At 56.1% G+C, this 23,422-nt stretch carries 23 protein-coding genes and 1 riboswitch; of the genes, 18 read left to right on the top strand and 5 right to left on the bottom strand.

Annotated elements, in window-relative coordinates; genetic code table 11:
• Positions 1-8: 8 nt before the first annotated feature.
• Both OKX01_RS06505 and OKX01_RS06500 read right to left on the bottom strand, forming a co-directional pair.
• Entirely contained in the window at positions 9-659 is a 651-nt protein-coding gene (locus OKX01_RS06505; protein WP_094196201.1) for a cbb3-type cytochrome c oxidase subunit II, read from the bottom strand.
• Positions 656-2,251: a cbb3-type cytochrome c oxidase subunit I gene (locus OKX01_RS06500; RefSeq protein ID WP_094196200.1), complete on the bottom strand. Its 1,596-nt coding sequence runs from the start codon at positions 2,249-2,251 to the stop codon at positions 656-658. Before OKX01_RS06500 ends, OKX01_RS06505 begins: the two co-directional genes overlap by 4 nt.
• 253 nt (positions 2,252-2,504) lie before the next feature.
• Between OKX01_RS06500 and OKX01_RS06495 the strand changes: the two genes are divergently transcribed.
• Positions 2,505-3,167: a response regulator gene (locus tag OKX01_RS06495; RefSeq protein ID WP_094196199.1), complete on the top strand. Its 663-nt coding sequence runs from the start codon at positions 2,505-2,507 to the stop codon at positions 3,165-3,167.
• 12 nt (positions 3,168-3,179) lie between these two features.
• Entirely contained in the window at positions 3,180-4,541 is a 1,362-nt protein-coding gene (locus OKX01_RS06490; RefSeq protein WP_094196198.1) for an ATP-binding protein, read from the top strand.
• A gap of 127 nt (positions 4,542-4,668) precedes the next feature.
• Here OKX01_RS06490 and OKX01_RS06485 read toward each other — a convergent pair whose 3' ends face one another.
• Positions 4,669-4,983: a hypothetical protein gene (locus tag OKX01_RS06485; RefSeq protein WP_264672643.1), complete on the bottom strand. Its 315-nt coding sequence runs from the start codon at positions 4,981-4,983 to the stop codon at positions 4,669-4,671.
• Between the two features lie 129 nt (positions 4,984-5,112).
• Positions 5,113-5,322 carry a cold-shock protein gene (locus OKX01_RS06480; protein WP_009461028.1) on the bottom strand — a complete coding sequence of 70 codons (210 nt, stop codon included), beginning with the start codon at positions 5,320-5,322 and terminating at the stop codon, positions 5,113-5,115.
• A 384-nt stretch (positions 5,323-5,706) separates the two neighbouring features.
• On the opposite strand from OKX01_RS06480, the gene OKX01_RS06475 reads away from it, so the two are divergent.
• The 14 genes from OKX01_RS06475 to OKX01_RS06410 all read left to right on the top strand — a co-directional run bounded on the left by OKX01_RS06475 (position 5,707) and on the right by OKX01_RS06410 (position 20,340).
• Positions 5,707-7,035, top strand: a complete 1,329-nt coding sequence (locus tag OKX01_RS06475) for an FAD-dependent oxidoreductase (protein WP_108727230.1) — start codon at positions 5,707-5,709, stop codon at positions 7,033-7,035.
• Positions 7,022-7,525 carry a thiosulfate oxidation carrier protein SoxY gene (locus OKX01_RS06470; RefSeq protein ID WP_094196180.1) on the top strand — a complete coding sequence of 168 codons (504 nt, stop codon included), beginning with the start codon at positions 7,022-7,024 and terminating at the stop codon, positions 7,523-7,525. Before OKX01_RS06475 ends, OKX01_RS06470 begins: the two co-directional genes overlap by 14 nt.
• A 13-nt stretch (positions 7,526-7,538) precedes the next feature.
• A complete protein-coding gene (gene soxZ, locus OKX01_RS06465) occupies positions 7,539-7,865 on the top strand; it encodes a thiosulfate oxidation carrier complex protein SoxZ (RefSeq protein ID WP_094196179.1) in 327 nt (108 codons plus the stop codon).
• 164 nt (positions 7,866-8,029) lie between these two features.
• A complete protein-coding gene (locus OKX01_RS06460; RefSeq protein ID WP_264672642.1) occupies positions 8,030-8,383 on the top strand; it encodes a c-type cytochrome in 354 nt (117 codons plus the stop codon).
• Positions 8,384-8,385: 2 nt separating this feature from the next.
• Entirely contained in the window at positions 8,386-9,681 is a 1,296-nt protein-coding gene (locus OKX01_RS06455) for an NAD(P)/FAD-dependent oxidoreductase (RefSeq protein WP_203226739.1), read from the top strand.
• A 33-nt stretch (positions 9,682-9,714) separates the two neighbouring features.
• Complete coding sequence (locus tag OKX01_RS06450; RefSeq protein WP_230018669.1) at positions 9,715-10,722, top strand: YeeE/YedE family protein; 1,008 nt, start codon at positions 9,715-9,717, stop codon at positions 10,720-10,722.
• A gap of 96 nt (positions 10,723-10,818) precedes the next feature.
• Positions 10,819-11,301: an isochorismatase family protein gene (locus tag OKX01_RS06445; RefSeq protein ID WP_125277615.1), complete on the top strand. Its 483-nt coding sequence runs from the start codon at positions 10,819-10,821 to the stop codon at positions 11,299-11,301.
• 298 nt (positions 11,302-11,599) lie between these two features.
• On the top strand, positions 11,600-12,961 hold the full coding sequence (locus tag OKX01_RS06440) for an SLC13 family permease (protein ID WP_264672641.1): 1,362 nt from the start codon (positions 11,600-11,602) through the stop codon (positions 12,959-12,961).
• 136 nt (positions 12,962-13,097) lie between these two features.
• Positions 13,098-13,745, top strand: coding sequence for a hypothetical protein (locus OKX01_RS06435; protein WP_108727227.1), 648 nt, complete (start codon positions 13,098-13,100; stop codon positions 13,743-13,745).
• 470 nt (positions 13,746-14,215) lie between these two features.
• A complete protein-coding gene (locus OKX01_RS06430) occupies positions 14,216-15,877 on the top strand; it encodes a PepSY-associated TM helix domain-containing protein (RefSeq protein WP_264672640.1) in 1,662 nt (553 codons plus the stop codon).
• Positions 15,874-16,170, top strand: coding sequence for a DUF3649 domain-containing protein (locus tag OKX01_RS06425; protein ID WP_108727225.1), 297 nt, complete (start codon positions 15,874-15,876; stop codon positions 16,168-16,170). The genes OKX01_RS06430 and OKX01_RS06425 overlap by 4 nt, the downstream gene beginning before the upstream one ends.
• Positions 16,167-17,015 (top strand): DUF3325 domain-containing protein, encoded by an 849-nt coding sequence (locus OKX01_RS06420; protein ID WP_230018673.1) that lies wholly within the window; start codon positions 16,167-16,169, stop codon positions 17,013-17,015. The genes OKX01_RS06425 and OKX01_RS06420 overlap by 4 nt, the downstream gene beginning before the upstream one ends.
• A gap of 523 nt (positions 17,016-17,538) precedes the next feature.
• Complete coding sequence (gene aqpZ / locus OKX01_RS06415) at positions 17,539-18,237, top strand: aquaporin Z (protein WP_264672639.1); 699 nt, start codon at positions 17,539-17,541, stop codon at positions 18,235-18,237.
• A 228-nt stretch (positions 18,238-18,465) separates the two neighbouring features.
• Positions 18,466-18,555: riboswitch (glycine riboswitch) on the top strand.
• Between the two features lie 378 nt (positions 18,556-18,933).
• On the top strand, positions 18,934-20,340 hold the full coding sequence (locus OKX01_RS06410) for an amino acid permease (protein WP_264672638.1): 1,407 nt from the start codon (positions 18,934-18,936) through the stop codon (positions 20,338-20,340).
• Between the two features lie 79 nt (positions 20,341-20,419).
• Here the strand turns inward: OKX01_RS06410 and OKX01_RS06405 are convergent, their stop codons facing one another.
• Positions 20,420-21,463, bottom strand: coding sequence for a mechanosensitive ion channel family protein (locus tag OKX01_RS06405; RefSeq protein WP_276310375.1), 1,044 nt, complete (start codon positions 21,461-21,463; stop codon positions 20,420-20,422).
• A 146-nt stretch (positions 21,464-21,609) separates the two neighbouring features.
• Here OKX01_RS06405 and OKX01_RS06400 point away from each other — a divergent pair, with 146 nt between their 5' ends.
• Both OKX01_RS06400 and OKX01_RS06395 read left to right on the top strand, forming a co-directional pair.
• Positions 21,610-22,110, top strand: a complete 501-nt coding sequence (locus OKX01_RS06400; protein WP_094196170.1) for a TRAP transporter small permease subunit — start codon at positions 21,610-21,612, stop codon at positions 22,108-22,110.
• The gene (locus OKX01_RS06395; protein WP_094196169.1) at positions 22,100-23,422 is read left to right on the top strand and encodes a TRAP transporter large permease; all 1,323 of its coding nucleotides are present in this window, start codon (positions 22,100-22,102) and stop codon (positions 23,420-23,422) included. The genes OKX01_RS06400 and OKX01_RS06395 overlap by 11 nt, the downstream gene beginning before the upstream one ends.

Below are 23,422 nucleotides of genomic sequence, written 5' to 3'. Positions count from 1 at the left end.
GACTTGTCCTATTTAGCGCCCGAGTCCGTCGAGACTTCAGCGGGGCGACGATCGTAGCCTCGATCGCGTTTATCCAGTTCCTGAGCCGTGGTCGCATAGGTGCGATCCAGCGCCAACAGATACGCCACCAAATCCAGGGCCTCCTTACGGGCAACCACGTGTTTGCCCGCAGGCTGCAAGGATTCCGGTAAACGCACGACCACGTCACCTTCAGCCAGTTGATCTTTCAGCTCGAACATATAGGGGTAGGACGGCATCAGGCTCCAGTCAAAAATCGCACGGGGCTGATACAAATGGGTCAAATGCCAGTCACGGCTTTTCATGCGCGCCCCCACGTTGAACAGGTCCGGACCAGTACGCATGGTGCCCAGCAAGTGAGGCGAGTCGTAGAAGTAATCGCCCGGAGTGGACGCACGGCCCCAGCCATGTGAGGTGTCAAACAAAGTTTGACCCGTGGAGCGTGGCTGCTGGCTGTGGCAGTACAAACAGCCGTTGGCCACGTACGCCTCACGTCCCAACAACTGCTGAGCGGTATAAGGTTTCAGCGGCTCGGGTGGTTCCGAGGTACGTAGTTGCCAGGCTGGCAGAATCACCAGCATCAAGGTCGCCAACAGCAACACGCCAATGGCCCCGATCAGTAAAGGTAAGAGTCGATTCATGACGCATCTGCCTGAGCAAGAGTAGGAGTCGCATTAACAGCGGAGTCTTTGCGCAACAAGAGCAAGGCAAAGTGAGCCGCAAAAATGAAGTGGCCCAAGGTCATCATGGTGCCGCCAATGGAGCGGGCTTCCAGATACGGAACCATCTTGCGAGTGATCTCGCCAAAGCTTGAACCAGGGTCCATCAAGCCCATGCCCTGCACCACACCGGCAATGCTCAGGGCCAGCACGTAAATCGTGAAGCCTGCGGTCACCAGCCAGAAATGGGTTTTGATCAGGGCCGGAAAGGGCCAGCGACGTCCCAGAATGTGCGGCATCATGTAATACAGCGTGCCGAACATCACCATGGACACAAAGCCGTAGGCACCCAGGTGGGCGTGACCGACGGTGTAATGCGTAAAGTGCGTGACCGAATTCACCGAGCGAATCGCTTCCAGCGAACCCTGGAAGGAGGACAAGGTGTACATCAGCGCACCAATCCACACGAAACGCAGGGCCATGGATTGCTTGAAGGCCCACAGGTTCTGCGCAACGGTCACGTGCTGGTTAATCGCCACGGCAATCACCGGCACAAACATCATGATGCTGTGTACTACGGACAAGGTAACAGCCCAGGTTGGCACCGGTCCGCCCATCAAGTGGTGAATACCGACCTGGCTATAGAACAGCGCCAGACTCCAGAAACCCAGCAAGGACACGTTGTAGGAATACACGGGTTTGCCGATGATTTTGGGGATGATGTAGTAAGCCGCGCCCACACCCATAGGCGTCAACCACAGACCCAACACGTTGTGAGCAAACCACCAGTTCACCGTTGCCTGCTGGGCACCGATATGCAGACCAGGGATGTTGGACACCAGAAACAGAAAGGGAAACCAGACCATGCCGGCCAGGAAGTACCAGCCTGACACGTAGATGTGACGCGACTTGCGGTTCGCTGCGGTCTCAATCGCAGGCCAGGCCAGGAAAAAGCCTCCTACCGCCAGCAAAATGTCGATCTGCCAGGGAAATTCCAGCCACTCGATCCCGTCAGACCAACCATTGGCCACGGCAATCGTGCCACCCAATACGCCCAGGGTCCACAGCGCGGCGCCAAAATACACCATATTGGGGCGACGCAAAGGCGTATGAAAAATACGCGGCAACAGCCACAGGGCCACACCAATCCCGGTCACCGACAGCCAGCCATAGGCCACGATGTTCAGATGCAAGGTCCGCGCACGGCCAAAGGTCACTTGGGCCACATCGGCCAACCAGTCGGGCCAATGCAGTTTCAACGACGCCATCACACCAAACACCGAACCGATCAGCAGCCAGGTAATCCCGACGGTAACCAGCAGCAGAACCGGCCCCCGACCACTGCGGTCAATACCCGCGCGTAAAACGTCAAAGCGATGCGTCTGTGCTTCGTTCTCCCCCCCAAAGGAAGCACTATCATCCGGCTGCCCAAGCTCACCTTTCATGAAGATGGTCTCGGCTTCGTTCTTCCCAACGAAAATCAGCTTGTTTGCTACGGCCCAGACAAGAATGCCCAGTGCCACCAAAGAGGCGACAAAACTGGTCGCCAGTAATATTCCTAATATAGGAGTCATGTGAGTTAATACCCGATATCTGTCATGCGGCTAAGCCTAAAGAAACGTCATTGCCCAAGCCGGTTTTATTAAAAAAGTAAGTACCGAGATACAAATGCAATGCAATCTCCTTCACAGTAGAGGATCAGGATTAAGGCCAAATTAAGAGAATTTCTCCTCTCGCCCCTACCTTCAAGACTGCTAACATGAACGCCGAAATGTAATAAAAATCAGGCTTTACCTGCACAAGCCGCATTCGCTACAGGGGGAGAGAATGCACGTTTTACTTGTTGAAGATGATGCGCTTGTCGCCAGCGGAATTGTGGCGGGCCTGCGACTGCACGGACTGACCGTGGACCACGTGGACACAGCCAGCCTGGCCGACACCGCCTTGCTGTCTTCGCACTTTGATGTCTGTATTCTGGATCTGGGCTTGCCCGATCAGGACGGGCTGACGCTGCTGCGCCGCTGGCGCGACCAAGGCCGCAAATTGCCCATTCTGATTCTGACGGCCCGCGATGCCCTGCATCATCGGGTCGAAGGACTGCTGGGCGGGGGCGATGATTACGTCATCAAACCTTTTGACCTGGACGAATTGCTGGCCCGTCTGCATGTCTTGACACGACGAGTCGCTGGCCATGAAACCGATTGCATTGAATATGGACGGCTCAGTTTCTGTGCCTCCACCGGCCACGTCACACTGGATGGCAGGCCGGTCAACCTGGCGCGCCGCGAACTGTCCTTGCTGCGCGCCTTGCTCAATAAGCCCCACACCATCCTGAGTGCCGAACAGCTATGCGACAGCATCTATGGCTATGACCAGGATCTGGAAAGCAATGCCATCAATGTGCATATCTACCATTTGCGCCGCAAGCTGGGCAGCCATATTGTCCAGACCGTGCGCGGCCTGGGCTACAAACTGGGGCCTGCCGGCTAGGTATTGAACGCCATGAGCTTACGCCTTAGATTGCTGCTGATTATCGGCATTTCCCTGACCGTACTCTGGAGCGCAGTCGCCACCTGGATGCTGATGGATGCGCGTCACTCTTTGCGAGAGGCGCTGGATAGCCGACTGGCCGCATCGGCCCGCATGGTGGCCGGACTGGTCGCCCAGTTCCCGAATTTGCAGGAGCTGGCCCAATCGGCACAGCAACCTTTGGACATCATTGCCCGTGACGGGGTCGCCTGCGAGATCAGCGTGGTGCGCAGCGAAGTGGAAATCCAGGCTGTCAGCCGTACTGCAGGCAGCCCCGACATGTCGCAAGTGGCTTTGGGTTTTGGTACACACGTGCATGGCGGCAAGCGCTGGCGCACTTTTGTGTTGCGTGAAGGCCATATCCAGATTGCCGCCGCCGACAGTATCGAGATACGCGAATCGCTAGTGCGGGAAATCATGCTCTCGGCCGGTCTGCCCTTTGTGGTGGCTTTGTTTGGCAGCCTGTTGCTGTTATGGATTGGTATCGGTCACGGCTTGGCCCCACTGGAGCGGATTCGGGATTTGCTGTCGCGCCGCCGTCCAGGTGACGACAGCCCGCTACCCAAAGTCAAAGCCCCGATTGAGCTGCAACCCTTGCTGCGAACCATTGAAGAACTGCTGGAGCGACAACAAGCCGCCATCATGCGCGAGCGCCGCTTTACCGACAGCGCCGCCCACGAGCTACGCACCCCGTTAACAGGCATCAAAACCCATATTCAAGTTGCTCATCTGGCCGCCCAACGCCCTGGAGAGCGCAACACGCTGGATACAGCCTTGAGTCAGGCCGACCAGGGCGTACAGCAGCTACAAAACATTTTGCAGCGACTGCTGGAGCTGGCCCGACTGGACGGTCAGGGCGCCAGTCAGGAAAGCAGCCAGGCGGACGAGGCCGTGTATGCTGCCTTGCATGCGCTTAAAGCCATTTACGGCGACACCATAGACCAAATCACGCTGGATATACGCAGCAAACCAGGCCCGGTGCAAATTGAAAAATCCCTGCTGACAGTGGCCGTACAGAACCTGATCGACAATGCCTTGCGCTACACCAAAGCGCAGCAGTCCATCAGTCTGCGGATTGAAGCGGGAGAACCGGGTTACTTGCGTATCAGCGTGCTGGATCATGGCCCCGGCTTGAGCGACAGTGAGCGGGATATGGCCATGAACCGTTTTTGGCGCGGTTCGCAGCAGCAGGCGGGGTATGGGCTGGGTTTATCCATCGTGAACGCCATCGCTACCCAGCATGGCGGCACGCTGGAACTGCTGAATCGTCAAGGCGGGGGGCTGGAAGCGCGTCTGACCGTGCCAATCGGTGCGCCAAGGCCGCTCTATAACTAACGTCGCTGTTGCTCCCCAGCATCTGGCCTATTACTTGTAAAGCACGAAACGCTGATTGCCGATTGCCGATTGCCGATTGCCGATTGCCGATTGCCGAGCAGTCTACGGGCACAACGCCCGTTCTAGCCTAGTCAGACATCATCGAACACACCGGCTGAAACCGAGTCAAGCCACAAAAAAAGCCCCCACGCTGCGCCTTCGGCTTGCGCTCCACCTCGCGGCTTGTATGCCGCTCGGATTCGCTAGGCACACAGCAGTCCACAATGGACTGCTGTGTGTCCAGGCTCATCCCCGAGGGGGAGCTTTTGCCTTGGGGCGGCCCGGCGACAAAAAAGCCCCCACGCTGCGCCTTCGACTTGCGCTCCACCTCGCGGCTTGTATGCCGCTCGGATTCGCTAGGCACACAGCAGTCCGCAATGGACTGCTGTGTGTCCAGGCTCATCCCCGAGGGGGAGGTTTCGCCGGGGGCGCCGAGCCTTGGGGCGGCCCGGCGACAAAAAAAGGCCGGAGCCCCTAAGGGTCCGGCCTTTTCAGTTTGACGCGGTGCTTGCCTGTTCAGGCAAGCCCATCATCAAAGAATTTGGATTTTAGTTGCGCATGGGCCTTTTTGGCCTGCACCTTCGATGAAGGAAACGCGTTGGTTCTCTTCCAGAGTTTTGAACCCGGTTCCCTGAATTTCACTGTGGTGTGCGAAGAGATCCTTGCCGCCGTTCTCCGGCACGATGAATCCGAAGCCTTTTTCGCTGTTGAACCACTTCACAATACCAATTTCTGTCTTCAAAATAAGTCCTAAATGTAATAACGAACAGAGAAAATAATTTTCCCTCCCAGAACTATCCTCTGATTTTGTCCACAAAGATAGCTCCGTTACTTTTAAATCCAAAAAATCCGGCTTTTCTGTTGTTTCCTGAGCGTTTTTAAGCGTTAACCCTTACCCACAAACCAGCGTAGCCGGCCCTTGGGCAGCCTGCCTTGATGACCCGCCCCTCCCCTAAATAAGCACCGCCGCTGCGCCGCTCCTGACCGGTGTTTGACTCCCGTTCCAGCGGCATCGCCCGGCAAAAAACCCCACGCATCCCCAGCACTCTTGGCTATACTGGCTCGCACAAAGCGGTCCACTTATCCTGATTGACGTGTGTCATGTCATGATCACGAGGAACATACAATGAATCGTAGAAACTTCCTGCTGGCCACCCCAGCCGCCGCACTTGGAACGCTGGTTCTGCCCTCCACCAGCCTCTCTGCCCCCGCCATCATCACCAACACCAGCCAAATCCTGCCACGCCACACCAAAGGCCCGCGCATTGTCATTTGTGGCGGCGGTTGGGGTGGCATGACAGCTGCCAAATACCTGTCCAAACTGGTGCCGCAGGCGCAAGTGGTACTGATCGAGCGCAACCCCACGTTCTGGTCCGGCCCCATGAGTAACAAGTGGCTGATTGACATCGTCAACACCGACTTTCTGAACCACGACATGCTGGCGCCGTCCATCAAGTACGGTTACAGCCTGGTGCACGCCGAAGTCACCGCCATCGAACGCGACAAGAAAACCGTGCGCACCACCCAGGGCGCGCTGGAATACGATTACCTGATCCTGTCGGGCGGCATACGCAATGCCTACGATGCCTGGTTCGGCAATGACACCTACGCGGCAGAATACACACGCCAACACTTCCCCAATGCCTACATCCCGAATGCCGAGATGTTTGCCTTAAAGAACAAGCTCAAAGCCTTCAAGGGTGGCACCATTGTGATGACGCTGCCCCCGCCGCCCCATCGCTGCCCGCCCTCACCCTACGAACGGGCCTGTTTGATGGCCTGGCATATCAAGACCAACAAGATTCCGGGCAAGATCATTATTCTGGATCCCAAACCCACCATCGCCCCCATTGGCGAAGGCTACCGCGCGGCCTTCCAGGAGTTGTATCCGGACATCATCACCCACGTGCCCAATGCCCGAGTGCGAGAGGTTGATCCCTTCAAGAAGCACATCAAAACCACCGCCGGCGACTTTGATTTTGACGACGCCGTGCTGATGCCCCCGCACCAGGCCGCCGATATGGTCTGGAATGCAGGTTTGGTCGGCACGGGGCCTGACGGCAAACCCACAGGCTGGGCCAATATTGACCCACGCCTGTTCACCGCCCGTGACGACGACCATGTTTACGTGGTCGGGGACTCCATGGGCTTTATTTCCGACCAGTTCGGCCACTATCCCAAGAGCGCCCACGTGGCGCACGCGGTGGCCAAGATCGTTTCCCAGAATCTGGCCGAACGTATCGCGGGCAAGGAAGTGGTACCCGTCCTACCCGACAACCTGTGCTACATGATGGTCAACGGGGATCCGCAAGAGGAAATCTCGGTCAAGTTTGAATACGAACTGGACGCAAGCGGCAAGGTTCTGCAAACGCAGATTGATATGGATGTCCGTACCCCCGACCTTGTTCAAGAAGACTTCCAGTGGATCCAGAGCCGTTTCAATGACTTCCTCTAAACTTCCTTCCCGTTTTGTCCGCCGCCGCCAGCTTTTGCTGGGCAGTGCGGCCGGGCTGGGCGCCGCCTGGCTACCCATCAATTTGCATGCGCAAGTCGCCTTTGATCAATTGCTGAAACCAGCCACTGCGGCCCAGGTGCAAGCCATTGTGGACGAGTTCCTGAAAGGCGCCAGCCCAGAAGAAAAAGGCATGAAGCTGGAGATGCCCGCTCTGGGCGACAACCCCGCCGCTGTGCCGGTCAAAGTGGTGCTGGACTTGCCAGCAAGCGACGATGTGTACTGCCAGGAGCTGATTATTCTGGCCCAGGGCAACCCGCACCCGCTGGCCTGCCGTTTCAACTTCACGGCCCTGGCCGGAACAACGGAAGTTGCCGTTCGCCTGCGCCTGATTGAAACCCAAACCATCCGCGCCCTGGCTCGCTTGAACGATGGCCGTGTCCTAAGCGCCCAGCATCACATTACCGTGACGGCTGGCGGTTGCGGCATGTAAACAAGGGGTACTCATGAGTAAACCACGTATCTGGATCAGCAATGCCACGCCCAAGGCGGGCGAAATGGTGCGCGTGCGCGCCCTGGTCGAACACCGCATGGAAAGTGGCCTGCGCTTAAGTAAAGACGGCCAGGTTGTGCCACGCAACATCATCCACGAATTCAAGGCCACCTTGAACGGCGAGCCCTTGTTCAACTGGTTTCCAGAAACAGCGATCTCCCAAAACCCGTACATTGAATTCACCTTTGTCGCGCGGCACTCCGGGGCACTGGAAATGAGCTGGACGGACGATCAAGGCGCCGTCATTACGGGCCAGACTGCGCTGAGCATCAGCGGCTGACTGCGGGCCACTTGCTGCCAGACGCCCTGACCTGCCCCATTCAGCGCCCCTACCGGGCGCTGAGTTCATAACAGCGCTCTATATAGTCATACAGGGGGGGCTTAACGGTAATGCTACGCTGGCGTCCTTTCCTACAACGAAGCACATTGACAAGAAGCATGCCCATGTCCCTCTCTCTGGTAGGTCGTCTCCTTATTGCCCCCGCCTTGTTAGCGGCCAGCAGCGCCGCCGCGCCGGCCTGGGCCAGTTCCACACTGGACATCAAAACGGTGGCCAGCTCCTGTGCGAACTGTCACGGCCCAGATGGGCGTTCCACAACCCTCATTCCTTCGTTGGCAGGCCGTCCCGAAGCCACCTTGCTGGAACAGTTGCGCTCCTTTGCCTCGGACACGCCCCCAGCGGGCACCACCATCATGAGTCGTCTGGTCAAAGGCTACCAGGACACAGACCTGGAGGCCCTGGCACGTCATTTCTCTGAAATTCCTTCTACCCCACGCAGCGTTGCGCAAGGACGTTAAGCATGAGCACCCCCTTGAACTCCTCTCGTCGCCAATGGCTGAGCCGTGTCGGTAAAACCAGTGTGGCTGGCCTGGCCCTGAGCACCTTGCCCGTGTACGCACGCAGCAGTTCGGCCCATGTGATTGTGGTCGGTGGCGGCTTTGGCGGTGCAACGGCTGCCCGCTACTTGAAGCGCGGTGATCCATCCCTGAAAGTGACCTTGATTGAACCGGCCACCACTTTCTACACCTGCCCTTTCACCAATCTGTATCTGGCCGGCTTGCGCCGTTTTGAACAGCAAGGCCACGGCTTTGATGATTTGCGCGCCGCCGGAATTGAGGTCATTCACGACCTGGCCACCGCCGTCGACTCCCAAGCCAAGACCGTGACCCTGGCCAAGGGCCAGAAGCTGTCTTACGACAAGCTGCTGCTCTCGCCCGGTATTGATTTTCGCTGGAACACGCTGGAAGGCTATGACCAGGCCGCCTCCTTGCTGGCCCCGCACGCCTGGAAAGCGGGCGATCAAACCCGTTTGCTGAAAAGCCAGCTCGATGCCATGCCCAATGGCGGCACCTTCATTATGGTGGCCCCCGAAAATCCCTTCCGCTGCCCGCCCGGCCCGTACGAGCGCGCCAGCATGGTGGCTCACTACTTCAAACAGCACAAACCCAAATCCAAGATTCTGATTCTGGATGCCAAAGACGGCTTTTCCAAACAAGGCCTGTTCCAGGACGGCTGGAAACAGGTCTACGGCGACATGATCGAATGGGTGCCCTTTTCCAAAGACGGCAAAGTCGCCCGCGTGGATGCCGTCAAACTAAGCGTAGAGACCGAGTTTGGCGAAATCCACAAGGCCGATGTGCTGAACGTCATCCCACCTCAAAAAGCCGGAGCCATTGCCGAGCAGGCCGGTGTCACCAACGCCAGTGGCTGGGTGCCCATTGACCCGCATACCTTCGAGTCCGAGCAGGTCAAGGATATCTATGTGGTGGGCGATGCCACCATTGCCTCTCCCATGCCCAAGTCGGGTTTCTCGGCCAATACACAGGCCAAGCTGGCAGCGGCTTCCATCATTAATGCCTTAAGCGGCAAGCCTGCGCCCCAGGCTACGCTAAGCAATACCTGCTACAGTCTGATCGCCCCCGACTATGGCATTTCCGTGGGGCACTTGTACGCCTTTGCCGATGACAAGCTGGCTGAAGCGTCCGGCGGGGTCAGCCCCAAAGAAGCCAGCCCGGCCTTTCGCAAGCAGGAAGCCCAGTATGGCGAGGCCTGGTATGCCGCGATCAGTCGCGACATCTGGGGCACCAAAGGCTAAGTGGTTCTAACCCGGTCCTAATAAGCAGCGCACATGATGAATACAGAATTTGTACTGTGGGTCAGCTTGGCCATTGGCCTGCTCTTTGGCATTAGCGGCCAGCTCAGTGGTTTTTGCTTTTATCGTGGCTTGACCGAGCGCTGGTCCGGGCGCAGCGGCTACAAACTTCAGGGCTTTGCCCTGGCGCTGGCCGTGGCCCTGGCCGGGGCACAACTGGCCGCAGGCTATGGCCTGATCAGTCTGGACAAGGCCCTGTATCTGAATCCTACTTTTTCCTGGCTGCTGGTGCCACTTGGGGGTGTGCTATTTGGTGCAGGCATGACCCTGGCCAATGGCTGTGGCGCCCGTGCTCTGGTCCTGTTAGGACAAGGCAATCTGCGCTCTTTTGTCGTACTGCTTTGTTTAGGCATCACCGCCTACATCACCTTGACAGGCCTGCTGGCGCCGCTGCGCATCAGCGTGGCCCAAGCCACCAGCGTCACCCTGCCTGCGGTCACCCTGTCTGAAGGTCCCATCCGATCTATTGTGATTGCCCTTATCGTCGCCGCCCTGATCGCTTTTGCCTTGCGGCGCCGACAGGACGGCCTACGCTTGAATGATCTGCTGGCCGGAGCATTGATAGGACTGCTGATTGTGGCCGGCTGGCTGACCACGGGCTGGCTGGGCGATGATCCCTTCGAACCCTTGCCCGTCAGCTCGCTAAGCTTTGTCGCCCCGATTGGTGAAAGCATTCAATACGCCATGATCTCCACCGGCATGAGCCCACGCTTCACCATCCTGATCGTGGTGGGTGTGGTGGTCGGTTCCTTGCTAAGCGCCCTGCTGCGTCGCCACTGGAAACTGGAAGGTTTTGAGTCGCCCCGCCACATTCTGCGCTCCATGGCAGGCGGAGCCTTAATGGGTGTAGGCGGCGTGCTGGCCCTGGGCTGCACCATCGGCCAGGGCTTAAGCGGCCTGTCCACCTTGTCGGCCACCTCCTTGCTGGCGGTGCTCGGCATTATCGTCGGCGCACGCCTGACCTGGACCCGCCCAACAGCCTGACTCCGTGTTTCAATAAGGGCTTGATTGACGGCCCTTCAGACTGCCCAGGCCACCTCCGTCTGGCATCGCTGATGCGCTCTTATTGAGACTCCCGCAATGCGACAGATCCTGCTTGTTGTCGATGTGCAAAGCTGCTTTTCGCCACCTCCGTGGCTAATTGAAGGCATTAACGCCCTGAGCACCCGCCTGCCTTGCGCAGCCTTGATTGAACTGCACGACGAGTCGCAAACGCCCTTTTCCAGCCAGTTGGGTTGGTGTCCGCCGCGCAGTGATCGTTGTCTGGTCGATGCCAAGCAAATCTTCATCAAACATGGCTACGCCCCTAGCCCGGCCGCGATGGAGTATTTACAGCAATGCCAGGCTGATCGCATTCTGGTCTGCGGCATTCAAACCGATACCTGCGTGCTGGCCGCAGGCTTTGCCTTGTTTGATGCGGGGCTGCACCCTACTCTGATTACGGATCTAACGGTCGGCTCGTCCCTGGATCGCTCCGGCGAGCTGGGTATCAAGCTGTGGAAACATCACTTCGGGCGCACAATTCACAGCAGCGAACTGTTGGCTGAACTGGGCCAGCCATAAACAGCTCGCTTTCACAGCATGCGCCTCTTCACACCCATCTGATCCCCCCTTCTGTCTACCCTAGCCACAACGCCCCTCACTCGATTCCCAACTCCTGTTGCCCCACTTCCTGAAAACCGCGCCTGCTCCGTGCAAGTACAAGAGCGTGCTAGATGAAAGCTCAACCACCGCGTCCCTGACTAATCATTACGTTTAGCGTAATCATTCAGCCATGGGCTTTATTGATAGCCCCATACCGCCACTGATAGGGTCGTTTCCAGAAACCTGCAAAAGGTTCACTTACAAGGAGACGAGACATATGCATTGGCTATCCATTGCCGTACTAGGAGGCATGTTCGTACTGGCGACCGCCCTACCCATCAATATGGGGCTGATTGCCTTTGTAGGCGCTTTTCTGGTGGGTACGCTAGTGGCGGGCATGGGCGCCAAGGAAATCATGGGCGGCTTTCCGGCTGACCTGTTTCTGACCCTGGCCGGTATTACCTATTTGTTCGCGCTGGCTCAAAACAATGGCACGATCAACTGGCTGGTCAGCATGGCTGTGCGAGCCGTGCGTGGCCGCATCGCCGCCATTCCCTGGATCATGTTTCTGATCACGGCCGCATTGACCGCTGTCGGTGCCGTCAGCCCAGCCGCCGTTGCCATCATTGCCCCGATTGCACTGGGCTTTGCTCGCCAGTACGGCATCAACCCGCTCTTGATGGGTTTGCTGGTGATTCATGGCGCCCAAGGGGGCGGCTTCTCCCCGATCAGTATTTATGGCGGCATCACCAACCGTGTGGTCAGCGCCGCCGGTTTGCCCTTGAATGAAATGGCCACCATGATGGCCAGCCTGGGCATCAACCTGGCCGTGTCCATTTTGCTGTTCGTGTGGATGGGTGGTTTGAAGCTGATGCGTCAGAAAGTGGACTTAAGTTCAGCAGACGTAAATGTTGCCCGCGTGGCCCATGGCTCGGGTGGTCCGCAAGTATTCGGCGATGCCGAAGCCGAAGCCTTGGGCGAAGAGCGCAAGACTGCCCGGAAAAGTCCCGATGCCCTGGTCGAAGCCGGCAATGGTGCCAGCGAGGCCCCGCACTGGTATCGCGTCTTGACCCTGGCAGGCCTGTTTATCCTGGCCGTTCTGACCTTGTTTTTCAAACAGGATATTGGCTTTACCTCGATCACCATCGGTCTGGTACTGACCTTGATGGCCCCCAATCTGCAAAAACGCGCGCTGGGCCAAGTGTCCTGGCCTGAAATCATGCTGATTGTGGGTGTCAGCACCTATGTGGGCGTGATCGAATCCATGGGCACGATTGATTTTGTCGGCCATCGCGTTGCCCAACTGACCTCTCCCTTGATGGCGGCCTTGCTGCTGCTTTTTGTGGGTGCGGTCGTGTCGGCTTTCGCCTCGTCCACCGCCGTGCTGGGTTCGCTGATTCCACTGGCCGTGCCCTTTTTGCAAGGCGATGGCGGCGTGGGTCCCGTGGGCTTTATTGCAGCCATGGCGGTATCCTCCACCATTGTGGACGTCAGCCCCTTCTCCACCAACGGCGCACTGGTACTGGCCAATGCTCAGGGAGTGTCGCGTGATGCCTTCTTCCGTCAGCTTTTACTGTACGGTGCTGCCGTCACGGTTATTGCCCCAGTCGTCGTCTGGCTGCTGTTTGTGGTGCTCTAAAAACACCTGAGCAAACAGAAAAGTACGGCGGGCCCCGATACCTTGGTAGCCGGGGCCTGTTTAATGGAAATTCTTACCGCAGCCATGGGCAGTTCAGGTATAAAGACTCGATCCATTTTCAAGCGAGCCGCACAACATGAGCCTGACAGCAGAATGTGACGACTACTTCAAACAAGTCGAACAAGGCCTGTATGCCGAGCGCTTCGATCAGGAAGTAAACTTGCTCCCCTTCGTTCAGGCCCAAGCCTTCAGCGAACAGTTCAGCGGCCACCCCACGCTGGACGCCCTGGGCGGTCTGATTCTGGACGATCCCGATACCAGCAGTCACCATGTCTGGGTCTGCGAATCCCCACTGGCCGGGCAGGTGTTTTACCTATCCCACGACGACGACAGCCGCATTGTATTCCCGTCTTTGTCAGCCTTTCTGACGGCAGCCCAACAGGCGCTGGAACGGTCTTGTTGCTTGAGTGAGCTGCATCCATCACACACACCCTTGTGTCCTGATCAAACGGGCTTGAGCAATTTCATCACCCATTTGTGCGGGAACGATGAACATGAAGAAATCGCTATCCCGCTCATTCCCAGCCTGGACTTGCAAGATTTTCCTTTGCTAAGAAGGCTGGCCAGCGCCGACAACTTCTTTTTAAGCGAAGTCTTGGCGCAGGAAATCAAAAAACGGCCTCGGGCCGATTTGCTGACCATTGCCGAACTATGCAGTGCCCATCCTCATCCGCAAGCTGCAAAAGCGGGGGTGGCCGCTTTACGTGCGGTTAAAGCGCTATAAGCCATAAGATTGGGTAGTAGGGGGGTTATGCCTGCAAAGCCTATTCCCGTCTGTCCCTCCCCGGCGGTCAGTCCTCAGCCTAAGGTACGTCAGCCTGGAGCCGACAAGGTTTACTCCCTTCCAAGTCCCACCAGCCCCCCCTCAACTGCGCCCTCCCCCCTATGGGAAACGCCAAAACAGCTATGGCGTCGCATTGATTTCTGAATAAAACCTTGAATCCTGGCAAATTCTCACACCGTAATGAGAATGATTGCTATTATTTTGCCGTTGTTTTAAGCCAGATGCCCTCTTTCCTTCTCTGTCACCCGCTTTTCGCGTCCTGAAAAACGCGGCTTGCGTGACGAGTGCAGCGTCCAAGAAGAGCGGATTCCATCCGTCACCCGCAGCGGCCAGGCAAGCACGGCTTTTCTCAGTTTTCCAGTTATCAATCCAGCACCCGGAGACGGTGCTGAAGTAGGAGGCGCGTCAGCGTGAAAGAGTCATTTCGCCAATGTATGGCATGGCTGCATACCTGGGTCGGTCTGGTAGTGGGCTGGATCCTGTTTTTCGTCTTCGTCACGGGCACGGCAGGCTATGTAGACGATGAAATCACCCGCTGGATGGAGCCCGAGCGTCCCTTGCCCATGCAAGTTCTACCTGAGCAATCCAGCCAGATGCTGAATCAGGCCCTGACGCAGCTACAAACACATGCCCCGCCAGACTCCAAAGCCTGGACCATTACCCTGCCGCATCAAGCCCTGAACCCACGTGCCACGCACGGGCTGTCCATTGCCTGGGAAGAAATGTCCCAACCCGGTCAGCGTGGCCGTCGCGGGGTCGAGGAACTGGACCCGGTCACCGGCCAGATTCAACCAGAAACAGAACCCCGCGCCACCGCTGGTGGCACGGGTCTGTATCGCATGCACTATGCGCTGCACTACATGCCGTACCCCGTCGCTATCTGGCTGGTCGGTATCTGCACCATGCTGATGCTGTTGGCCGTCATGACGGGCGTGGTGACACACAAAAAGATCTTTACCGACTTTTTCACCTTCAGACCCGGCAAGGGACAACGCTCCTGGCTGGACGCACACAATATCGTCAGCGTGATGTCCCTGCCCTTTTTCCTGATGATTACCTACACGGGCCTGATCTTTTTCATGTCCTTCTATATGCCGACCGGACGAGAGATCATGTATGGCGCAACAGAGGAAGGACGACAAGCTTACTTCCAGGATATTCGCCAGCAAAAACATGACTTCCTGCCCGTCAGCATGCCGCAGGCTCCGTTAAGCGCGATGATGCACAGCGCTGAACAAACCTGGGGCAAGAACAGCATTGCCTCGGTACACATTACGCATCCGGCAGATAGCCAAGCTTATGTAGAACTGCGCCGCACCGGCGTGACGGGCGTGTACTGGACCCGTGCCGAAACCCTGCGCTTTAACGCCATCGATGGCAGCGCCATGAAGCCGGACAACACGAGCAATATCACGGGGGACACACACCGCGTGCTGCTGGCCTTGCACGAAGGCGCATTTGCCGAATGGTGGTTGCGCTGGCTGTACTTTATTTCTGGTTTGCTGGGCTGCGCCGTTATTGGAACGGGCCTGGTGCTGTGGACCGTAAAACGCCGCACCCATCATCAAAAGCGCCTGTCCAAAGCCACCGCGCTGAGCGTATCCGAGCGCTTTGATGCGGCGGGCCTGCGTCTGGTGGAAATCCTGAATGCCGGAACCCTGGCAGGTTTGCCGCTAGGTCTGGCCGCCTACTTCTGGGCCAACCGCCTCTTGCCGGTCACTATGGCCGACCGCGCCGCCTGGGAATTTCATGCGCTGTTTCTGGTCTGGGGCTGGTCCTTCCTGTATGCCTGCTGGCGACCCTTGAAGCGCGCCTGGCTGGAACTGCTCTACCTGACAGCCGCCGCCTATGGCCTGATTCCCGTCCTGAACCTGCTGACGACCGACCGCCATCTGGGCGTTACCGTCACCCATGGCGACTGGGGGCTGGCAGGCTTTGACCTGAGCATGCTTGGCCTGGCCGCCATCTTTATCTATATCGCCGTAAAAATGAAACGCAAATGGCACATTGCCAGCCTGTCTAAAAAAACCGCAACCCCTGCCAACTTGCATACTGCGGGAGTGAACGGATGAGTGGACTGACTCCTCGTTACCGCCTGCAAGTGTTGTCGCGCATCGTGGCCGCCACGGTGGGTGGCTACGCCTTGGCAGACGCCGCCACCGTATTGCTGACCTTGCTCTGGCCTTTGCCCAGAGCCCAGGCTGTCCTGGCGGCCAATATGTTGAGCTTTGTCTGGTACACCATCGCCGTCATGTGGGTGTTCAGTACCAAAAGTGCCACTCGCGCCTGGTTGGGCATGGTGCTGCCTACCGCTTTGATCGCCTTGCTCTGCTTTCTGGTGATGCCGGAAGGAGGGCTGCCATGAGCAATACCAGCCTGTGGCTGAATCTGGCCGTATTTATCAGCAGTCTGGCGGGCTTTATCTGCCTGGCCTTGGCCAGCGATCGCCAGGGTGAATTTCTGCTGCATCGCGCGCCTCGCAAGCAGGAAAGGCGGATCTTTCGTTTAATCGGCTGGCCTTTTCTGGCCGTGGCTTGGCTCTTGTGCTGGCAAGGCTGGGGCTGGAGCATCGGCACGGTTGCCTGGCTGGGCTGGCTAACCATGGCCGGCGCCGGACTGACCTTTTACCTGCCCTGGTGGCCTTGGCAGGAAAAGAAACCTGTGCGGGCCAAACCTGCGCCAGTTGCGAAGGCAGCGCCTAAAGCGGCTGGAATAGGTAACACTGAATCGGCATCACGCATGTCTACACGTAGCCTGGTCTTGGCCAGCAGCCTTCTGGCCATCCCTGCTGCCTTCGTGATTTATCTGACGCAGCAAGGCCCGCAGCCTGTCTTTGGCAACAATGCCCTGCAAAGTCAGATTGGTCCGTGGTCGTTTGCACTGGCTGAAACGAATGACCAAGCCCCTATCAGCGGGCCCACCGGCGCACATCGCAAAGCGTTCCAGATTCGCTTTTGCCAAGCCTGCGACCCGCATATACGCCGCGCCTATCTGCAAGTCAGCAAGCCCGAGCCTATGCCTACACCCCGTCAGGCGTTTAACAGCACACGCTGGACACGATCGGTAGAAATTGCGATCCCGCCCAATAGTGAGGTTGAGCATCAACTATGGCTAACTGTAGAAGCCAAGAATGGAGAAATCTACCATCAGGCTTTTGATTTCCACCAGGTATCACCCGTGACAGCGGCTTTCATTGAGCAAATGCCGTAAGCGTGACCTAAACCGAAAGGGCCAAGCATCTTGGCCCTTTTTTTATTTCTACTCAATTCAGATTTTCCACTGATCCTCACTAGTCACTGCTTAAAAATCAAAACACATCAAGAAAACATAAAACCAATAAAGACGTCAGAATAAATACGTCCCAAAATCCGCCCCCTCAATTACTGAAAATCTAAACTCGTAAATAAAGCATCAAATAACTATTTATATAAACAACTTTCCCTGTTTCATCTTTATTTCGCACCCCTGATTTTTATATTTCATTCAAAGCAAATAAAAATTAGCCCACAAATTACTTATAACGCCATCCCAAAAAGCAGCAATTCTTCGCAATTCCAACAAAACCCTGCATCTGACACAAACTGCCACTTTAAACATATTCCTCACATTTACTATAAAAAAACACCACCCTCAACAAAGGAAAACTTTTGACAGTTGTTTTCCTTTCCTTCAGTGGGTGAACCGTGCTTATCGCTAGAATGCTGCCGTGTTACATCACTAACAGGGCCATATCATGGCTTTAATTAAACGATGCACCGCAGAAACGCTGGGCACTTTCTGGCTGGTCTTTGGGGGCTGCGGAAGTGCGATCTTTGCCGCTGCCTATCCTGAACTGGGAATTGGTTTTGCCGGAGTAGCCTTGGCCTTTGGCCTGACCTTGCTGACCATGTGCTATGCCATTGGCAATATCTCTGGTTGCCACATCAACCCGGCTGTCACGCTGGGGCTGGTCGCTGGCGGACGCTTCCCCGCTCGTGACGCTATTCCCTACATCCTTGCCCAAGTTATCGGCGGCCTGCTGGCCGGCGGCGTTCTGTACCTGATCGCCAGCGGCAAAGCCGGCTTTGATCCCGTGGCAGGCTTTGCCTCCAACGGCTTTGGCGAGCACTCGCCAGGCAATTACAGCCGCAACGCGGCCCTGATCGCAGAAATTGTGCTGACCGCCTTCTTCCTGTTCATCATCATGGGTGCGACTCACAAGCGTGGTCACGCTGGCCTGGCCGGTGTGGCGATTGGTCTGGCGCTGACCTTGATTCACCTGATCAGCATCCCCATCACCAACACCTCCGTGAACCCTGCCCGTTCCACCGGCGTGGCCTTTTTCCAAGGCACCTGGGCCATGGAACAGTTGTGGCTGTTCTGGGTGGCCCCCTTGATTGGTGGTGTGATCGGCGCCTTGGTGTATCGCTTTTTACATGCCAACGACGAGTAAGCAACACTGACATCGGCATGCAGAACTAAAGAGCCGCATCGTCTGGAGCAAGGCAACCAGCCCGATTCAAGACAATGCGGCTCTGTGCAAAGGACGCATCCTTGGTGACGTCACGGCAAAATGCCCAGCACAAACCTCGCCGATAAACAAGAACCATTCTCATCAATCACCTACAGGTTAACGATAGTAGTCATCGCTTTTTACCTGTCTATACAATAGCGACGTCAATAACGGTTCAGGTGAGAGTCTTCACCTTGATGAAGCGCCGACGGAGCAACGACCCCGGAATCTCTCAGGCAAAAGAATCTTGAACCCTTGACGTTCTGGAGAGAGGCACATCAGTGCCCACCGAAGGGGACCGTCGCCCGCCGATGGATAAGCTCTCAGGTAAACGGACAGAGGGGGTACAAAGGCCATATGGTCTTTGTCCACCTATTTGTCCGGAGCCTATTTATGAGCAGATAGTCAGGCGCCTTGTCTGACCGCCTGGCACACCACCCCTTTATTCCCATTTTTATTCGCACACAGGTCTGTTTTGACATTTCATGTCGTCAGAACAAGGAGGACTGCTGTGCGCTCCCTACTTTATGTAGATCGGCATCAAGAAAACCGTTCTTGAGGACGGGTTGTGCCCATTGTTTTCTCGCAGCACAGTCATAATTACGCATTTGAACGAAAAAAAACTAGGAGTACAGTGTGTCTCAGCAACATTCATCTGGACTGCAACGCTCGTTGAAAAACCGGCATCTGCAACTGATAGCAATTGGAGGCGCTATCGGTACCGGGCTATTTATGGGATCAGGCCGCACCATTAGTCTGGCCGGACCCTCGGTCTTGTTTACCTACATGATCATCGGCTTCTTTTTATTTTTTGTTATGCGGGCAATGGGAGAATTGCTCCTGCATAACCTGGAATACAAATCTTTTGTGGATTTTTCCGCCGATATTCTCGGGCCCACCATGGGCTACTTTCTAGGCTGGAGTTACTGGTTCTGCTGGGTAGTTATTGGCATTGCCGATATTGTCGCCATTACCGGCTATACCCAATTCTGGTGGCCGGACATTCCACTGTGGCTACCCGGTCTGGCTTGTATTGCCTTTTTGCTGATCTTTAACCTGCTGTCGGCCAAATTGTTTGGCGAGCTCGAGTTCTGGTTTGCCCTGGTCAAGATCATTGCCATCGTGGCACTGATTGGTGTGGGCGCGTACCTGCTGTTTACCGGCTTTGTGGGCCCAACCGGCGAAAAAGCCAGCCTGACCCATTTATGGGATCGCGGCGGGATGTTCCCCAATGGTTTGAATGGTTTCTTTGCCGCTTTCCAGATCGCCATCTTTGCTTTTGTGGGTATCGAACTGGTGGGTACCGCCTCGGCTGAAACGGCTGACCCTGCCAAGAACCTGCCCAAAGCCATCAACAAGATTCCGGTTCGCGTGATTGTGTTTTACGTGTTGGCCCTGACCGCCATCATGACCGTCACCCCTTGGGATATTGTCGCGCCCAACAAGAGTCCGTTTGTAAATATGTTCTTGCTGATTGGCGTAGGTGCAGCAGCGGCCATCATTAACTTTGTGGTGCTGACCTCGGCCCTGTCGTCCGCCAATAGCGGCATGTTCTCCACGGGCCGCATGTTGTACGGTCTGTCCAAGAACAAGCTGGCTCCCGAAGCCTTCAGCCAACTGTCGCGTAACGGTACTCCCCGCAATGGTCTGATCTATTCGTGCGCCCTTTTGCTGTCCAGCCTGTTCCTGCTATACGCAGAAGGCGATGTGATGCGTGTGTTCACAATTGTGACCACCGTGGCCAGCATCTGCTTTATCTTTGTCTGGGCCGTGATCCTGATCACCTACCTGAAGTACCGCCGGGTTCGTCCTGAGGCACACGCTGCATCAAGCTACAAAATGCCCTTTGCCATTCCCATGTGCTATCTGACTCTGCTGTTCTTTGCCTTTGCGCTGTACCTGTTCAGCCAGGAAGAAGAAACCCTGATCGGCCTGATTGCCACACCTTTCTGGTTCCTGGCTCTGCTTATTTGCCTGCCTTTCTACAAGAAACGCATGAAACAAGATCTGGCCCTGAGTCTGGCGACGCAAAGCGTACGCTAAACCAAGCAGGACACAGCACAGTGCGCCCCCGCACTGTGCTGCCGCCACCGGGACTGGCCGTACTGCTGGACCTGTGTGTTTACTCGGTCCGGGCTGCCCCTTCTGGCTCGCCCCCCTTCGCCACATACAAAGTCTGACTGGGGAAGGCAAAATCGGCACCGTGCTGCTGCACAATATCAATAATCTTCAAATACACATCCTGCTGAATGCCCAACCACTCGGCCCACTGAGTTGTTTTGGTAAAGCAATACACCATGATGTTCAGTGATGAGTCTGCAAAGGCATTGAAATAGACCAGCGTCGTCTGTGTCTGATCAATATCAGGGTGTTGAGCCAGCATCTGGCCAATATCATCCACAATACCGCGCAGCTTGCCGGCATCCTCATACCGTAACCCCACCTCGGTATTGATCCGCCGGTTCGTCATGCGCCCCGGGTTTTCCACACTGATGGAAGAAAACAAGGAGTTGGGCACATAAAGCGGCCGTTTATCAAACGTCATGATCTTGGTCAGGCGCCAACCAATCTCAACCACCGTCCCTTCAATATTGCGATCAGGCGAACGTATCCAGTCGCCAATCTTGAACTGACGATCAAAGTACAACATGGCACCGGAGAAGACATTGCTCAAAATATCCTTGCCTGCCATACCGATCGCAATGCCGCCGATACCGCCAAAGGCCAACAGTCCGGACATACTTAATCCGAAGTGCTCGCCAAAAAACAGCAACATGAGAACAAATGCGCCGAACTTCAACACCCGTGCAATCAGGCGTGCCGAGGTCGGATCCCGCCCTTTGCTAAGCTGCGTTTTCTCCAGACGGTTGATCAACAGCGACAACGTATGCATCAACACCGCCGCTGCCGTCAGCACAGCCACAAAATCGACCATGCGCGGTGTCACCAACGTGACGTGGTAATCGGCAATAGCCATGTTTACGTACTGGCGGGCAACCGCAATGGCGCCGTACAACAAGCCCAACTGCACGATTTGCGCGATGACATTGTGCGACCACTTGCGCCGACGATGTCTCATAAAAGCCAGAATAAATGCCGCCAGCAAGCAGGCCAGAAAGATCCCCATACCTGTCAGGTATTTGATCAACAAGGTGTGATCCTGCACTTTTCCTCCAATTGCGCCGTCCTTGGCCAAGCGATTATAACGAGTTAGGTTTACGTAAGGGTAAACCCACGTTGTGACAGGGCTTGCCTTGCTCATAGACTAAACCGTCAGTCTGAAACAATAACAATTCGCGCCAAAGGAAAACGATGGTTTTAAAGGCTATTGACTCACTCAATGAATTCATCGGCAAAATCCTCTCATTTATCGCCATTATTTTTGCCACCATTATTATTTATGAAGTGTTCATGCGATATGTGCTCAATCAGCCTACCCGATGGACATTTGATGCCACCAAACAGCTCTACGGTTTTTACTTTTTGATGTTGGGCGCCTATGCCCTCAAGCATCAATCTCATGTCCGCGTTGACCTGCTGATCCAAAAGTTTTCCCCTACCGCTCGCAAATGGACCGAGCTTGCGGGCTACCTCATTTTCTTCTTCCCCTTCGCCTGGGTATTTCTGACTCGCAGCTATGAGTTTGCCATGCGTTCTTTGGCCCAAGGTGAAACGACCTACGGCGCCGTTCAACTGCCCGTTTACCCACTGAAGATTTCCATGGTGGTGGCTGCCGCCCTGTTGCTGATTCAAGGTATTGCCGAGGTAATCCGTCTGCTGACCCAAAAGGAGCCCGGCCATCATGACGCCTGAGTTGATTGCACTGCTGATGGGTGGCCTGCTGTTGCTGGGCCTATTCATGGGCCATCCTTTGGCTTTCGTTCTGGGTGGAACAGCCGTTATTGGTACGCTCATTGCCGGCAAACCCATGGTCTTGGGCATTGTCGTCAACCGCATCTATGGCGATGTTCTGGACAACTACACGCTGATCGCCATTCCCTTGTTCATCTTGATGGCCCGCTTTCTGTCCGACTCGGAAGTCACGGACAAGATGTTCGAGGCCTTGCGACTCTTGATGTCGCGGGTGCGCGGTGGCCTGGCACTTGCCGTTGTTTTTCTCTCCATTTTGCTGGCGGCGACCACCGGCATTATCGGCGCCTCTATCACCGTCACCGGCATGATGGCATTACGCCCCATGCTGAAATATGGCTATTGCCCCAAGCTGACCACCGGCGTGATCGCCGCCTCGGGGTGCCTGGGCATTTTGATCCCACCGTCCATCATGCTGATCCTGATGGCCAGCTACTCACCGCTGTCCATTGGCGAGCTGTTTGCAGGCGCCCTGATTCCAGGCGTGCTACTGGGTTTGCTCTATGCCGCCTGGGTCGTCTTTATTGCCTGGCGACACCCCGAACGAGCCCCGTCCGTCGAGCCGGAAGAACAGATCTCAAAACCGGCCCTGATCAAAATGTTGCTCCTGGAGGCCGTCCCGCCTATTTTCCTGATTCTGGGTATTTTGGGCTCGATGCTAGCGGGTATTGCAACGGCCACAGAGGCATCAGCCATCGGGGTCTTGCTGTCTTTGCTGATCGTCATTTTCCGAGGCAAATTCCAGTGGCGCACCTTCTTTAATGCCCTGTATGAAACGGGTCGCACCTCGGCCATGATCCTGTTCATTGTGGTCGGTGCCACGGCGTTTACCGGAGTGTTCAACATTACGGGCGGACTGGGTGCGGTCCAGGACATCATGCGCGGCCTGGATATGGAGCCCTGGCTGCTGATCGTGGTGATGCTGCTGATTGTCTTTATCCTGGGCTGTTTCCTGGACTGGACGGGTATTGTGCTGCTGTCCTTCCCCATTCTGTTGCCCATCGTTCAGGAAATGGGAGTCAGCCTGCTGTGGTTTGTTGTTTTGGTTGCTGTTGTGTTGCAAACCTCATTCCTGACCCCTCCTTTTGGATACGCCCTGTTTTATCTGCGTGCCATTACCCCTCCCTCAGTCAAAACTACGGAAATTATTACGGGGGTTATTCCGTTTATTTTCCTGGTCATTCTCATGTGTATATTGATAGCCATTTTCCCCAATCTGGTCACATGGCTACCACACGTGCTGTACGGCAGTTAA

The sequence above is a fragment of the Alcaligenes sp. SMD-FA genome (assembly GCF_025960365.1).
In the GTDB taxonomy this organism is placed as follows: Bacteria; Pseudomonadota; Gammaproteobacteria; order Burkholderiales; family Burkholderiaceae_B; genus Alcaligenes; species Alcaligenes aquatilis.
Note: the sequence above shows the minus strand (reverse complement) of the source record. Positions and strands in the feature narration are given on the sequence as shown.

Excerpts from the sequence above, each read along its gene's own strand:
- aqpZ (WP_264672639.1), top strand. The coding sequence starts at position 17,539 with ATGGCTTTAATTAAACGATGCACCGCAGAAACGCTGGGCACTTTCTGG.
- OKX01_RS06395 (WP_094196169.1), top strand. The coding sequence starts at position 22,100 with ATGACGCCTGAGTTGATTGCACTGCTGATGGGTGGCCTGCTGTTGCTG.
- OKX01_RS06435 (WP_108727227.1), top strand. The coding sequence starts at position 13,098 with ATGAGCCTGACAGCAGAATGTGACGACTACTTCAAACAAGTCGAACAA.
- OKX01_RS06500 (WP_094196200.1), bottom strand. The coding sequence starts at position 2,251 with ATGACTCCTATATTAGGAATATTACTGGCGACCAGTTTTGTCGCCTCT.
- soxZ (WP_094196179.1), top strand. The coding sequence starts at position 7,539 with ATGAGTAAACCACGTATCTGGATCAGCAATGCCACGCCCAAGGCGGGC.
- OKX01_RS06425 (WP_108727225.1), top strand. The coding sequence starts at position 15,874 with ATGAGTGGACTGACTCCTCGTTACCGCCTGCAAGTGTTGTCGCGCATC.
- OKX01_RS06445 (WP_125277615.1), top strand. The coding sequence starts at position 10,819 with ATGCGACAGATCCTGCTTGTTGTCGATGTGCAAAGCTGCTTTTCGCCA.
- OKX01_RS06470 (WP_094196180.1), top strand. The coding sequence starts at position 7,022 with ATGACTTCCTCTAAACTTCCTTCCCGTTTTGTCCGCCGCCGCCAGCTT.
- OKX01_RS06460 (WP_264672642.1), top strand. The coding sequence starts at position 8,030 with ATGTCCCTCTCTCTGGTAGGTCGTCTCCTTATTGCCCCCGCCTTGTTA.
- OKX01_RS06450 (WP_230018669.1), top strand. The coding sequence starts at position 9,715 with ATGATGAATACAGAATTTGTACTGTGGGTCAGCTTGGCCATTGGCCTG.
- OKX01_RS06455 (WP_203226739.1), top strand. The coding sequence starts at position 8,386 with ATGAGCACCCCCTTGAACTCCTCTCGTCGCCAATGGCTGAGCCGTGTC.
- OKX01_RS06420 (WP_230018673.1), top strand. The coding sequence starts at position 16,167 with ATGAGCAATACCAGCCTGTGGCTGAATCTGGCCGTATTTATCAGCAGT.
- OKX01_RS06490 (WP_094196198.1), top strand. The coding sequence starts at position 3,180 with ATGAGCTTACGCCTTAGATTGCTGCTGATTATCGGCATTTCCCTGACC.
- OKX01_RS06495 (WP_094196199.1), top strand. The coding sequence starts at position 2,505 with ATGCACGTTTTACTTGTTGAAGATGATGCGCTTGTCGCCAGCGGAATT.
- OKX01_RS06440 (WP_264672641.1), top strand. The coding sequence starts at position 11,600 with ATGCATTGGCTATCCATTGCCGTACTAGGAGGCATGTTCGTACTGGCG.
- OKX01_RS06505 (WP_094196201.1), bottom strand. The coding sequence starts at position 659 with ATGAATCGACTCTTACCTTTACTGATCGGGGCCATTGGCGTGTTGCTG.
- OKX01_RS06400 (WP_094196170.1), top strand. The coding sequence starts at position 21,610 with ATGGTTTTAAAGGCTATTGACTCACTCAATGAATTCATCGGCAAAATC.
- OKX01_RS06475 (WP_108727230.1), top strand. The coding sequence starts at position 5,707 with ATGAATCGTAGAAACTTCCTGCTGGCCACCCCAGCCGCCGCACTTGGA.
- OKX01_RS06485 (WP_264672643.1), bottom strand. The coding sequence starts at position 4,983 with ATGAGCCTGGACACACAGCAGTCCATTGCGGACTGCTGTGTGCCTAGC.